Annotated in this window: 13 protein-coding genes; 4 read left to right on the forward strand and 9 right to left on the reverse strand. The window is 69.5% G+C overall.

The genetic code is table 11. From position 1 onward, the window contains the following. Positions 1-4 precede the first annotated feature (4 nt). Genes tal through pgl form a run of 4 tightly spaced genes read left to right on the forward strand, consistent with a single transcriptional unit; the run spans position 5 to position 4,482 of the window. Positions 5-1,123, forward strand: a complete 1,119-nt coding sequence (gene tal, locus ACIRQP_RS00635; protein ID WP_403881208.1) for a transaldolase — start codon at positions 5-7, stop codon at positions 1,121-1,123. Positions 1,124-1,127: 4 nt separating this feature from the next. Further along, positions 1,128-2,660, forward strand: a complete 1,533-nt coding sequence (gene zwf / locus ACIRQP_RS00640; RefSeq protein WP_403881212.1) for a glucose-6-phosphate dehydrogenase — start codon at positions 1,128-1,130, stop codon at positions 2,658-2,660. Further along, the gene (gene opcA, locus ACIRQP_RS00645; protein ID WP_403881215.1) at positions 2,657-3,703 is read left to right on the forward strand and encodes a glucose-6-phosphate dehydrogenase assembly protein OpcA; all 1,047 of its coding nucleotides are present in this window, start codon (positions 2,657-2,659) and stop codon (positions 3,701-3,703) included. The genes zwf and opcA overlap by 4 nt, the downstream gene beginning before the upstream one ends. Next, positions 3,700-4,482, forward strand: coding sequence for a 6-phosphogluconolactonase (pgl, locus tag ACIRQP_RS00650; RefSeq protein ID WP_403881218.1), 783 nt, complete (start codon positions 3,700-3,702; stop codon positions 4,480-4,482). The genes opcA and pgl overlap by 4 nt, the downstream gene beginning before the upstream one ends. Positions 4,483-4,586: 104 nt before the next feature. Here the strand turns inward: pgl and ACIRQP_RS00655 are convergent, their stop codons facing one another. The 9 genes from ACIRQP_RS00655 to gap form a co-directional block, all read right to left on the reverse strand. Continuing rightward, on the reverse strand, positions 4,587-6,140 hold the full coding sequence (locus ACIRQP_RS00655; RefSeq protein ID WP_403881221.1) for a PH domain-containing protein: 1,554 nt from the start codon (positions 6,138-6,140) through the stop codon (positions 4,587-4,589). After that, the gene (locus tag ACIRQP_RS00660; protein ID WP_403881224.1) at positions 6,137-6,637 is read right to left on the reverse strand and encodes a PH domain-containing protein; all 501 of its coding nucleotides are present in this window, start codon (positions 6,635-6,637) and stop codon (positions 6,137-6,139) included. The genes ACIRQP_RS00655 and ACIRQP_RS00660 overlap by 4 nt, the downstream gene beginning before the upstream one ends. Before the next feature lie 4 nt (positions 6,638-6,641). After that, on the reverse strand, positions 6,642-8,294 hold the full coding sequence (gene pgi / locus ACIRQP_RS00665) for a glucose-6-phosphate isomerase (RefSeq protein ID WP_403882079.1): 1,653 nt from the start codon (positions 8,292-8,294) through the stop codon (positions 6,642-6,644). A 58-nt stretch (positions 8,295-8,352) separates the two neighbouring features. Next, a complete protein-coding gene (locus ACIRQP_RS00670; protein ID WP_403882153.1) occupies positions 8,353-8,541 on the reverse strand; it encodes a hypothetical protein in 189 nt (62 codons plus the stop codon). Positions 8,542-8,859: 318 nt separating this feature from the next. Further along, positions 8,860-9,195, reverse strand: a complete 336-nt coding sequence (locus ACIRQP_RS00675; protein ID WP_078615979.1) for an RNA polymerase-binding protein RbpA — start codon at positions 9,193-9,195, stop codon at positions 8,860-8,862. 170 nt (positions 9,196-9,365) lie between these two features. Then, positions 9,366-9,596 carry a preprotein translocase subunit SecG gene (gene secG, locus ACIRQP_RS00680; RefSeq protein ID WP_365742844.1) on the reverse strand — a complete coding sequence of 77 codons (231 nt, stop codon included), beginning with the start codon at positions 9,594-9,596 and terminating at the stop codon, positions 9,366-9,368. A 206-nt stretch (positions 9,597-9,802) separates the two neighbouring features. After that, positions 9,803-10,597 (reverse strand): triose-phosphate isomerase, encoded by a 795-nt coding sequence (gene tpiA, locus ACIRQP_RS00685; RefSeq protein WP_403881227.1) that lies wholly within the window; start codon positions 10,595-10,597, stop codon positions 9,803-9,805. Positions 10,598-10,604: 7 nt separating this feature from the next. Further along, a complete protein-coding gene (locus ACIRQP_RS00690) occupies positions 10,605-11,816 on the reverse strand; it encodes a phosphoglycerate kinase (protein ID WP_403881230.1) in 1,212 nt (403 codons plus the stop codon). A gap of 289 nt (positions 11,817-12,105) precedes the next feature. Further along, positions 12,106-13,110 carry a type I glyceraldehyde-3-phosphate dehydrogenase gene (gene gap / locus ACIRQP_RS00695; protein WP_403881233.1) on the reverse strand — a complete coding sequence of 335 codons (1,005 nt, stop codon included), beginning with the start codon at positions 13,108-13,110 and terminating at the stop codon, positions 12,106-12,108. Positions 13,111-13,265: the final 155 nt, after the last annotated feature.

Genomic DNA, 13,265 nt, shown 5'->3' on the forward strand with positions numbered 1-13,265 from the left:
TCTCATGACAGACGCACTCAAGCGCCTCTCCGACGAAGGCGTCGCGATCTGGCTCGACGACCTCTCGCGCAAGCGGATCACGTCCGGCAACCTCGCCGAACTCCTCGATCAGCAGCACGTGGTGGGCGTCACCACCAACCCGTCGATCTTCCAGAAGGCGATCTCGGGGGGCGACGGATACGACGCCCAGCTGGCCGACCTCGCCGCCCGCGAGGTCACCGTCGAAGAAGCCATCCGCATGATCACCACGGCGGACGTCCGCGACGCCGCCGACATCCTGCGTCCGGTCTTCGACGCGACGCAGGGCCAGGACGGCCGGGTCTCCATCGAGGTGGACCCGCGTCTGGCGCACAACACGAAGGCGACCATCGCCGAGGCCAGGCAGCTGGCCTGGCTGGTGGACCGCCCGAACACCCTGATCAAGATCCCGGCGACCAAGGCCGGCCTGCCGGCGATCACCGAGACGATCGGCCGGGGCATCAGTGTCAATGTCACGCTGATCTTCTCGCTGGAGCGCTACCGCGAGGTCATGGACGCCTACATCGCGGGTCTGGAGAAGGCGCAGGCCGCCGGCCTGGACCTGTCCAAGATCTACTCGGTGGCGTCCTTCTTCGTGTCCCGCGTGGACACCGAGATCGACAAGCGGCTCAACGCGCTGGGCACGCCCGAGGCCAAGGAGGCCCGCGGCAAGGCGGCCCTGGCCAACGCGCGGCTCGCGTACGAGGCGTACGAAGAGGTCTTCGCCACCGAGCGCTGGGCGGCCCTGGACCGGGCGCAGGCCAACAAGCAGCGTCCGCTGTGGGCCTCGACCGGTGTCAAGGACCCGGCGTACAAGGACACGCTGTACGTCGACGAGCTGGTGGCCCCCCACACGGTGAACACCATGCCGGAGGCCACGCTCGACGCCGTCGCGGACCATGGCCGGATCACCGGTGACACCGTGCGCGGTACGTACGACCAGGCGCGCGCGGACCTCGAAGCCGTCGCGAAGCTGGGCATCTCGTACGACGACGTCGTCCAGCTGCTGGAGGACGAGGGCGTCGAGAAGTTCGCGACCTCCTGGAACGACCTGCTCAAGTCGACCGAGGCGGAGCTCAAGCGCCTCGCCCCCTCGGAGGGCTGATCCCTTGACCGCAACCCACGGAGCGAACCCGCTCCGTGACGCCGCGGACCGACGGCTCCCGCGTATCGCGGGGCCGTCGGGCCTGGTCATCTTTGGCGTCACGGGCGATTTGTCCCGCAAAAAGCTGATGCCCGCCATCTATGACCTGGCCAACCGCGGTCTGCTGCCGCCGGGCTTCTCGCTCGTCGGCTACGCACGCCGTGAGTGGGAGGACGAGGATTTCGCGAAGGAGGTGCACGACGCCGTAAAGGAGCACGCGCGCACGCCGTTCCGCGAGGAGGTCTGGCAACAGCTCATCCAGGGGATGCGCTTCGTCCAGGGCGACTTCGACGACGACAACGCGTTCGAGAACCTGAAGGCGACGCTCGCCGATCTCGACAAGTCGCAGGGCACCGGCGGCAATTTCGCGTTCTATCTCTCCGTACCGCCGAAGTTCTTCCCGCAGGTCGTCCAGCAGCTCAAGAAGCACGGGCTGGCCGACCAGACCGAGGGCTCCTGGCGGCGCGCGGTCATCGAGAAGCCGTTCGGTCACGACCTGGCGTCCGCGCAGGACCTGAACAAGGTCGTCCACGAGGTCTTCCCGTCCAACGAGGTCTTCCGGATCGACCACTATCTGGGCAAGGAGACCGTCCAGAACATCCTGGCGCTGCGGTTCGCCAACACCCTCTTCGAGCCGATCTGGAACCGGTCGTATGTCGACCATGTCCAGATCACCATGGCCGAGGACATCGGCATCGGCGGCCGGGCCGGTTACTACGACGGTATCGGCGCCGCCCGTGACGTGATCCAGAACCATCTGCTCCAGCTGCTCGCGCTGACCGCGATGGAGGAGCCCGCCTCCTTCGACGCGGACGCGCTGGCCGCGGAGAAGACCAAGGTGCTGGGCGCCGTGCGGCTGCCGAAGGATCTCGCCGAGGGCACGGTGCGCGGGCAGTACGCCGCGGGCTGGCAGGGCGGCGAGAGGGCCGTCGGCTATCTGCAGGAGGACGGCATCGACCCCAAGTCGACGACCGACACCTATGCCGCGGTGAAGCTGGGGATCGACAACCGCCGCTGGGCGGGCGTCCCGTTCTATCTCCGTACCGGTAAGCGGCTCGGCCGCCGGGTCACCGAGATCGCGGTGGTCTTCCAGCGCGCGCCGCACTCCCCCTTCGACCACACGGCCACGGAGGAGCTGGGGCAGAACGCCCTGGTCATCCGCGTCCAGCCGGACGAGGGCGTGACCATGAGGTTCGGCTCGAAGGTACCCGGCACCTCGATGGAGGTCAGGGACGTCTCGATGGACTTCGCGTACGGCGAGTCCTTCACGGAGTCCAGCCCCGAGGCGTACGAGCGGCTCATCCTCGATGTGCTGCTCGGCGACTCGAACCTCTTCCCGCGGGTGGAGGAGGTCGAGCTGTCCTGGAAGATCCTCGACCCGGTCGAGGAGTTCTGGGACACGCACGGCAAGCCCGCGCAGTACGAGTCCGGGACCTGGGGTCCGGTCGAGGCGGACGACATGCTCGCACGAGACGGACGGAGCTGGCGCCGGCCATGAAGATCGACCTTACGGATACCACGTCGAGCAAGATCAACAAGGCACTGGTGCAGGGGCGCAGGGCGATCGGCACCCCCGCCGTCGGCATGGTCCTCACGCTGGTCCTCGTCACCGACGAGGAGAACCAGTACGACGCGCTCAAGGCCGCCAACGAGGCGTCCCGCGAGCACCCGTCGCGGAAGCTGGTCGTCGTCAAGCGCGTCTCGCGCTCGGCGCGCGACCGGGCCAAGGCCCGGCTCGACGCCGAGGTACGGGTGGGCGCGGACGCGGGCACCGGCGAGACCGTCGTCCTGCGGCTGTACGGCGAGGTGATGGACCACGCGCAGTCGGTGGTCCTGCCGCTGCTGCTGCCGGACGCCCCCGTCGTCGTGTGGTGGCCGGTCAACGCGCCGGCCAACCCGGCCAAGGACGCGCTGGGCAAGCTGGCGCAGCGCCGGGTGACCGACACGCACGCGGCCGAGGACCCCGTGGCGGAACTGACGACACGCGCCGACGCGTACACCCCGGGCGACACGGATCTGTCCTGGACCCGCATCACGCCGTGGCGCTCGATGGTCGCGGCCGCTCTGGACCAGGTCGCCTGCGATGTCACCGCCGTGGAGGTGGAGGGCGAGGAGCACAACCCGAGCTGCGAGCTGCTCGCCATGTGGCTCGCGGACCGGCTGCACGTACCGGTCAAGCGCAGCGTCTCGAAGGGTCCCGGTCTCACGGCCGTACGGATGGAGACGTCCTGCGGGCCGATCAAGCTGGACCGGGCGGACGGCTCGCTGGCGACGCTCTCCATCCAGGGGCAGCCGGACCGGGCGGTGGCGCTGAAGCGTCGGGAGACCTCGGAGCTGATCGCCGAGGAGCTGCGCAGGCTGGACCCGGACGACACGTACGCGTCCGCGCTGCGGTTCGGCGTGGACCGGCTCAGTGACGGGGAGGGCTCCGCGTCGAAGACGGCCGGTGACGTTGGTACGGCCGACGGCGGCGCGACGCGCTCCAAGCCCGCCACCACGGTGACGCCCGCCGCCATGCCCAAGAGGGCGGAGTCGAAGTGAGCGCTCCGCAGCTGGTCGTCCACCGCGACAAGGAGCTGATGGCGCAGGCCGCGGCGGCCCGGCTGATCACGAAGATCGTGGACGCCCAGGCCGCACGCGGCTCCGCCTCCATCGTCCTGACGGGCGGGCGCAACGGCAACGGTCTGCTGGCCGCGCTGGCCGCGGCGCCCGCCCGGGACGCGGTGGACTGGTCGCGGCTCGATCTGTGGTGGGGCGACGAACGGTTCCTGCCGGAGGGCGACCCGGAGCGCAACATCACCCAGGCGCGGGAGGCGCTGCTCGACTCGGTGCCACTGGACCCCTCTCGGGTGCATGTGATGCCGGCCTCGGACGGTCCGTACGGCAGTGATGTGGAGGCGGCGGCGGCCGCGTACGCCACCGAACTCGCCGCGGCGGCCCGCCCGGAGGACCACGGACCGGTGCCGACCTTCGACGTCCTGATGCTGGGGGTCGGGCCCGACACGCATGTGGCCTCGCTCTTCCCCGAGCTGCCGGGCGTACGGGAGACCGAGCGCACGGTCGTCGCCGTGCACGGCGCTCCCAAGCCTCCGCCGACCCGTATCTCTCTCACGCTGCCCGCGATCCGCGCGGCCCACGAGGTGTGGCTGCTGGCGGCGGGCGAGGACAAGGCGAGGGCCGCGGAGATCGCGCTGTCGGGCGCGGGCGAGATCCAGGCACCGGCGGCGGGGGCGTACGGCCGCAGCCGCACGCTGTGGCTGCTCGACGCGGCGGCGGCATCGGCCCTGCCCCGCGCGCTCTACCCGCCGGCTTCGGCGTAGGACGTGTCTGTCACATAGCGCCGTCAGCGGGGAGCGCGTCTACGCGTCGCGGCCCGGCTCGCCTTCACGGCGGTCCGGGCCGCGACGCGTGGGCGTGCCGTGTCCTACGTTCCCGTTTCCCATGGCGTCTCGTCCGGGTCCGGCTCCAGGAAGGGCGCCAGCAGACCCGGGACCGCCTCGTCCGCGAAGGCCAGGCCCTCGCCCCGCGCCGCGTCGTACACGTGGTACGCGCCCTCGCCCGCGGCCGTGGTCGCCGTCAGCGTCAGCAGGCCCGCACGGCGCTGGAAGTACGACTGCCTGACCGTCCAGCCGATCACTCCGCCGCGCTGGAGGGCGACCGTCGCGCGGCGCACCGTGCCGGAGCGGGCCACGAGATAGCGGCCGCTGAGGCCATGGCCCAGGTTGCGGTAGGCGTCGAGGGCGAACAGGACGGCCACCGGCAGCAGGATCACCGCGCAGACCGCCGCGATGGAGAGCAGGACATCGGTCAGCAGCAGGCCGAGCACGGCGAGGATCACGACCGGCAGCAGTGCGTACGCCACGGACCAGCGCAGCCGGCGCCCCCGCGCGGCACGCGGGTGCGGGATCAGGGTCACGCTGCTCGTCGGGGACACGGGCTCGCGCAGGACCTGTGCCGCCACCGCGTCCGCCAGCGCCCGGGGCGCGGCCGGCAGCAGCGTCTTCTTGTCGCTGCGCATGTCCTCTTCCTCCTGGGCGAAACCGGTGGCGACCGCGTCCACCCTTGCCGCGCCCGCCATCCGGACCCCGAGCGGCTCGACCAGCTCCACACCGCGCAGCCGGCGCTCCTCGATGGAGACGGAGCGGGAGGTGAGCAGTCCGCGGCGGACCCGGAGCGTACGGCCGCGCTCCCGTTCGAGACGGTAGTTCCACCACATCTCGATCCACAGGCCCAGCGCCCCTATGGTGCCCACGAGGGCCAGCACGGCGAGCAGGACCAGGCTCCCCCAGAGGATCGAGACGGCCCGGAAGTAGTCGCCCAGCCATGAGAACAGCCGTAGCTGCAGGCCGAACCAGTCGCTGAGCTGCACCAGCCCCCCGGCCGCCGAGGCGCCGAGCAGCGGGGCCGCGAAGGAGAGCGGCGCGTACCGGATCCACCGCCGGTCGAAGGAGGCCAGCGTGCCGTCGCCGTGCGCCCCGGACTTCGCGGGTGCCCGGTCGAGCAGCTCTCGTCTGAGCCGCTCGCCCTCGGCGCGGGTGACGGGGTCGAGTTCCAGTGTGGATTCCCCGGCGCCGGTCTGCTCGCCGGTGCCGATCCGGACCTTCACCAGCCCGAGGACCCGGAGCAGGGGATGGGCCGTCAGGTCGACGCTGCGGATCCGCTCACGGGCCAGCGACCGGCGTTTCAGCAGGAACAGTCCGGTATGGAGCTCGGCGCGCTCGGGCCCTATCCGGTAGCGGGTGCGGCGCCACCGTATGTAGTCCCCGCCCGTACCGCAGACGATCAGCAGCACGGCGCCGGCCGACACCCAGCCGATCGCCTTCAGCGGCCCCAGGCCGCCGGCCATGCCGACGGCGGCCGGCACACCGGCGCCTATGACGACCCCGACCATGATCACTACGGTGACCAGGAGCGTACGCCGGTCCAGCCGCCGCCACTCCCCCTCCGCGGGCCCCCCGAACCCCGCGGGCTCGCTCATGTCGCGTCCCCCGGGGTGGCCTGGGTGATCTGTGTCAGCTGCTCGGCCAGCGCGGCGGCCAGCTCGTGGTCGAGCCCCGCGATCCGCACCGCGCCCTTGGAGGACGCGGTCGTGACGATCACTGTGGAGAGCTTGAACAGCTGCTCCAGCGGACCGCGCACGGTGTCCACGGTCTGGATCCGGGACATCGGCGCGATCCGCCACTCCTGCCAGAAGAAGCCGGTGCGGACATAGACCGCCTCGTCCGTCACCTCCCAGCGGTGCACCCTGAACCACCACACGGGTATCAGGGCCGTACAGGCCAGCCCGAGCACCGCCAGCACGACGGCGGGGACCAGCAGCCATACCCGTGCCGGGGTGATGAGCGCCCCCAGCAGGGCCAGTACCCCCACCGGGACCGCGGTCAGCAGCAGCCACCGCGTACGCCACCAGCCGATGGCGCGCCTGTCCAGTGTGTTGTTCGGCGGCCGCAGCCGCCGGGCCCCCTCCCCCGTCATCGGCTCAGCGTCCCCGCAGCGAGCGGTACGCCTCGACCAGCGTGGAGGTCGAGGAGTCCAGCCCCTCGCCCGGCTCGTCACCGGTGAGGACGGGCTCGATCTTCTTGGCGAGGACCTTGCCCAGCTCGACGCCCCACTGGTCGAAGGAGTCAATGTTCCAGATGGCTCCCTGGACGAACACCTTGTGCTCGTAGAGCGCGACCAGCTGACCCAGGACGGACGGGGTGAGCGCCTCGGCGAGGATGGTGGTCGTCGGGTGGTTGCCGCGGAACGTCTTGTGCGGCACCAGCTTCTCGGGCACCCCCTCGGCCCGTACCTCCTCGGGCGTCTTGCCGAAGGCGAGCGCCTGGGTCTGGGCGAAGAAGTTGGCCATGAGCAGATCATGCTGCGCGACCAGCCCGGGTGCCAGATCCGCGACCGGCCGGGCGAAACCGATGAAGTCGGCCGGAATGACCTTGGTGCCCTGGTGGATCAACTGGTAGTACGCGTGCTGCCCGTTGGTGCCCGGCGTGCCCCAGACGACGGGCCCGGTCTGCCAGTCGACCGGATTGCCGTCCCGGTCCACCGACTTGCCGTTGGACTCCATGTCCAGCTGCTGGAGGTAGGCGGTGAACTTCGACAGATAGTGGCTGTACGGCAGGACCGCGTGCGACTGGGCGTCGAAGAACGCCCCGTACCAGACGCCCAGCAACCCGAGCAGCAACGGCGCGTTGGCCTCCGGGGCGGCGGTGCGGAAGTGCTCGTCGACGAGGTGGAAGCCGTCGAGCATCTCGCGGAACCGGTCGGGGCCGATCGCGATCATCAGCGAGAGCCCGATGGCCGAGTCGTACGAGTAGCGCCCGCCCACCCAGTCCCAGAACTCGAACATGTTGGCCGTGTCGATACCGAACTCGGAGACCTTCGCGCTGTTCGTGGAGAGCGCCACGAAGTGCTTGGCGACGGCTTCCTGTCCGGCCCCGAGCCCACTGAGCAGCCAGTCGCGCGCGGAGGTGGCGTTGGTGATGGTCTCGATGGTGGTGAAGGTCTTCGACGCGATGATGAACAGCGTCTCGGCCGGGTCGAGGTCCCGTACGGCCTCGTGCAGATCGGCGCCGTCGACATTGGAGACGAACCGCACCGTCAGCGCGCGGTCGGTGAAGGACCGGAGGACCTCGTACGCCATCGCGGGCCCGAGGTCGGAGCCGCCGATACCGATGTTGACGACGTTCTTGATGGGCCGGCCGGTGTGGCCCGTCCACTCGCCGGACCTGATCCTGTCGGAGAAGGCGCCCATCCTGTCGAGCACGGCGTGCACCGCCGGTACGACATTCTCGCCGTCGACCTCGATGACGGCGTCACGCGGGGCGCGCAGCGCCGTGTGCAGCACGGCGCGGTCCTCGGTGGTGTTGATCTTCTCGCCACGGAACATCGCGTCCCGCAGCTCGGCGACCCCGGTGGCCGCGGCCAGCTCGCGCAGCAGCGCCAGCGTCTCGTCGGTCACCAGGTGCTTGGAGTAGTCCAGGTAGAGATCGCCCACCTGGAGGGTGTAGCCGGCGCCGCGCGCCGGGTCGGCGGCGAACAGCCCCCGCAGATGCGTCTGCCCCAGCTGCTCCCGGTGCTTGCCCAGTGCGTCCCACTCGGGCGTCCGGGGCAGCCTGGTACGGCTTTCCGCGTTCATCTCGGACATCAGCCCACTTCTTCTCGTGCCTGCGTGCATGCCCTGTTGCCCGTCCAACCTAATTGATCAGCGGGCCCAGCGACGCGGCGCCGAGCACGAACAGCCCGGCCGCCGGCAGGGCGGGTGTGTTGAGCCCCCGGCCGGCCGCCGCCGCGCCGAACCGGGAGACGACCGCGGCCGACCAGAGTCGGCCGACCCCCCCACGCCATGCGGGCGTCCGTACGTCCACAGCCTCGATCGCCGTCACAACTTCCCCTTCCGGTCCACTGATTCAGACCGTAGGCGGTGCCACTGACAACGCGGCCGCGACGCCCAGCGCCCCGAAAGGCAGGCAAAGGGGGGGAAAGGGGGGCAAAAACGGTTCGGCCGGACACCTGTCTGGTGTCCGGCCGGAAAAGCTGTCCAGTGCCGCGACCGGCAATGTCTGCCCGTCAAGGAGCGGCGGCCGGTGCCTGTGATCGCAAGGCGGCCGGAAGTCCTGGTAGCGGAGCTACCTGGGCTTATGGCCAACGCCGCGAGCGCGCGTGCTGGACCCGTGACGGGGCAGACGTTACCGGGAGGGGCACTAGATCTCGCCGCGCAGTTTGGCGAGCGCTTCGGCGAGGATCGCTTCGCCGTCCGCGTCGCTGCGCCGTTCCCGTACATAGGCGAGGTGTGTCTTGTACGGCTCGGTGCGCGGCGGGTCCGGCGGATTGTCCCGGTCCTGACCGGCCGGGAATCCGCAGCGCGGGCAGTCCCACGTCTCCGGAACCTGCGCGTCACTGGCGAAGCTCGGCACCGTCTCGTGCCCGTTCGAGCACCAGAAGGAGATGCGCAGGCGGGGCGCGGACTCGCCACGCTCGGCCTCACCCATCGGCCCCGCTCCGACCCGGCTTCCCCGGATCGCGTTGCCACTTGCCACGGTCGTAACTCCCTGCGTGATGGTGCCGCAAAGCATCGAGAGGCAGCTCCGCTGCCGGGCGCCCCAGTCTACGTAAGGCCCAACGCGCGTCCAGTGAAGGGAGTTACCCCCTGCCGCCGGGCGCGGAACCCATGATAAGCCGCGCCCGCGCCGCCGTACCGTGCGTACGGTCAGCTGTCCAGCTTCAGCACCAGACCGAGAACGACAATGCACGCGAACCACAGCAGACCGACAACCACGGTGATGCGGTCGAGGTTACGCTCCGCGACGGAGGAACCACCGACGGACGACTGCATTCCGCCACCGAACATGTCGGAGAGGCCGCCGCCCTTCCCCTTGTGCATCAGCACCAGCAGCATCATCAGCAGACTGAAGACGATGAGGGCGATCGAGAACCCCATAACCACGGCTGGACCAACTTCCTCGGACTGACAGGACCGACAGGACTGAAAACGAACGACTGAGAACGAACGACACAGAACGAACAGCACGAAACGAACGACGGGGACCGACCGGCCGCCTCCGATACGCGTGGTCGCGCCACACGCACACGGACGGCGTCCTCTCGGCCCCCGCCAGGGTACGACGGATCCGTGCTACCGCATACTCACTGGTCGCGGAAGCGTACGATCTTGACGAACTCGTCGGCGTCCAGCGCCGCGCCGCCCACCAGGGCGCCGTCCACATCGGGCTGCGCCATGATCGCGGCCACATTCCCGGACTTCACCGAGCCGCCGTACTGGATCCGGACCTTGTCGGCCAGCTCCTGCGAGTACAGCTCGGCCAGCCGGCCGCGGATCGCCCCGCAGACCTCCTGGGCGTCCTGCGGGGTGGCGACCTCGCCGGTGCCGATGGCCCACACCGGCTCGTACGCGATCACGACGGACTCGGCCTGGTCGGCCGGTACGTCCTTGAGCCCGCCGTCGAGCTGGTTCAGGGTGTACTCGACCTGCTGACCCGCCTTGCGGATGTCCAGGCCCTCGCCGATACAGAGGATCGGGGTCAGACCGTGCTTGAACGCGGCCTTCACCTTGGCGTTGCAGATCTCGTCCGTCTCGGCGTGGTACTGCCGTCGCTCGGAGTGGCCCACGGCGACGTAGGTGCACTTCAGCTTCGACAGCATCGGGCCCGAGATCTCGCCGGTGTACGCACCGGAGTCGTGCGTCGAGATGTCCTGGGCGCCGTACTTGATCTTGAGCTTGTCGCCGTCCACCAGGGTCTGCACGGACCGCAGGTCGGTGAAGGGCGCCAGGACGGCGACCTCGACGGCGTCGTAGTCCTTGTCGGCCAGCGCGAAGGCGAGCTTCTGGACGTGGGCGATGGCCTCAAGGTGGTTGAGGTTCATCTTCCAGTTGCCCGCCATCAGCGGGGTACGGCCGTCCTTTTCGGATGAAGCAGTCATACGGGGGTCAGTCCTCCAGTGCCGCAAGGCCGGGGAGCGTCTTGCCCTCAAGATATTCGAGGCTCGCGCCGCCACCGGTCGAGATATGGCCGAATGCCTTCTCGTCGAATCCCAGGATCCGGACGGCGGCGGCGGAGTCGCCACCGCCGACGACGGAGAAGCCCGGGGAGTCGACGAGCGCCTGGGCGACGGCCTTGGTGCCCTCGGCGTAGTCAGGGTGCTCGAAGACGCCCATGGGACCGTTCCAGAACACGGTCTCCGCGTCGGCGAGCTTCGAGGCGTACAGACGGCCGGTCTCGGGGCCGATGTCCAGGCCCATCTGTCCGGCCGGAATGGCGTCCGCGGCCACTGTCGTGGGGTGCGCCGGAGCCTTGGTCCCGAGGTCCGGGAACTCCGGCGCGACCAGGACGTCCACGGGGAGCACGAACTCCACCCCGCGCTCGTCGGCCCGCCTCAGATAGTCCTGGACCGCCGGGATCTGGTCCTCCTGGAGCAGCGAGGAGCCGGTCTCGTGGCCCTGCGCCTTCAAGAAGGTGAAGAGCATGCCGCCGCCGATCAGGATGCGGTCGGCCTTCTCCAGGAGATGGTCGATGACCCCGAGCTTGTCGGAGACCTTGGCGCCGCCGAGGACCACGGCGTAGGGCCGCTTGACGTCGTCGGTGAGCTTCTTGAGGACACCGACCTCGGTGGCGATCAGATAGCCCGCGGCGTGCGGCAGGCGGGCCGGCAGGTCGTAGACGGAGGCGTGCTTGCGGTGCACGGCCCCGAAGCCGTCGCCCACATAGAGATCGGCCAGCTCGGCGAGCTGGTCGGCGAAGGCGCCGCGCTCGGCGTCGTCCTTGGAGGTCTCGCCCGGGTTGAAGCGGAGGTTCTCCAGGACGGCGACCTGGCCGTCGGCGAGGGCCGCGACCACGGCCTGGGCGGACTCGCCGACCGTGTCGGTCGCGAACGCCACGTCGGCGCCCAGGAGTTCACCGAGGCGCGCGGCGGCGGGGGCGAGCGAGAAGGCGGGGTCCGGGGCGCCCTTGGGACGGCCCAGATGGGAGGCGACGATCACCCGGGCGCCCGCCTCGGCAAGCCTGGCGACCGTCGGCTGTACGGCCCGGATACGGCCGTCGTCGGTAATGGTGGTGCCGGCGAGCGGCACATTGAGGTCGGCGCGGACGAATACCCGCTTTCCGGCGACCCCTTCGGCGAGAAGTTCGTCGATCGTCTTCATCTGCTGCGGGACTCCTTGAGATGTCTGGACAGGCAAACAGGGCTCGAACAGCGCCGCTTGTGCCCCTCCCGGCAACGTTTGCCCCGTCGCGGCGGCCGGCACGCGCGCTCGCGACGTTGGCCAAAAGCCCAGGTAGCTCCGCTACCAGGACTTCCGGCCGCCTTGCGATCACACGCACCGGCCACCGCTCCTCGACGGGCAAACCTTGCCGGTCGCGGCACTAGTGCGCCGGCCGAACCCTGTCGCTCATACCGAGATGCCTACCGGCCCTGAACTCGGCGGCCCTGAATCAGAGCTGGTCGCCGACGAAGACGGTCAGGTCGACCAGACGGTTGGAGTAGCCCCACTCGTTGTCGTACCAGCCGATGACCTTCACGTTCTTGCCCTGGACCATGGTCAGGGAGGAGTCGAACGTGCAGGAGGCCGGCCAGTTGACGATGTCCGAGGAGACGATCTGGTCCTCGGTGTAGTCCAGGATGCCCTTGAGCTGGCCCTCGGCGGCCTTCTGGAACGCGGTGTTGACCTCGTCCTTGGTCACCTCTCGCTCCAGCTCGATGACCAGGTCGGTGACGGAGCCCGTCGGGACCGGGACGCGCATCGCGATGCCGTCGAGCTTGCCCGCCAGCTCCGGGATCACCAGCGCGGTGGCCTTGGCGGCACCGGTGGTGGTCGGAATGATGTTCTCCGCGGCGGCTCGCGCACGGCGCAGGTCCTTGTGCGGGAAGTCCAGGATGCGCTGGTCGTTGGTGTACGCGTGGACCGTCGTCATCATGCCCTTGACGATGCCGAAGTTCTCCAGGAGAACCTTGGCCATCGGCGCCACACAGTTGGTGGTGCAGGAGGCGTTCGAGATGACGTGATGGTTGGCCGCGTCGTACTTGTCCTGGTTGACGCCCATCACGATGGTGATGTCCTCGTCCTTGGCCGGAGCCGAGATGAGGACCTTCTTGGCACCACCCGCGATGTGCTTCGCGGCGTCGGCCTTCTTCGTGAAGATGCCGGTCGACTCGATGACGATGTCGACGCCCAGCTCACCCCAGGGGATGTCGGCCGGGTTGCGCTCCGAGAGCACCTTGATGGTGTGGCCGTCGACCGTGATCGTGTCGGCGGTGTGGGTCACCTCGGCCTTGAGGCGGCCCAGGATGGTGTCGTACTTCAGCAGATGCGCCGTGGTCGCAGTGTCACCCAGGTCGTTGACAGCCACGATCTCGATGTCTGCACCCTGCTCCAGCAGCGCGCGGAAGTAGTTACGACCGATGCGGCCAAAGCCGTTGATGCCTACGCGGATCGTCACGAACCGATCTCCTCGTTGGTACGCCGGGTTTCGACGCCGGCGAGTTGTATGGGATGTCCCCGACCGCTCATGACCCTACCTCTCCACGGGCCGCGTGGTGACATCGAGTGGCCCCGCGGTCCCGCGGCGGCCCGTACCCGTCGGTTCGGGTGAAC

This window comes from Streptomyces sp. NPDC102274, assembly GCF_044766385.1.
In the GTDB taxonomy this organism is placed as follows: Bacteria; Actinomycetota; Actinomycetes; order Streptomycetales; family Streptomycetaceae; genus Streptomyces.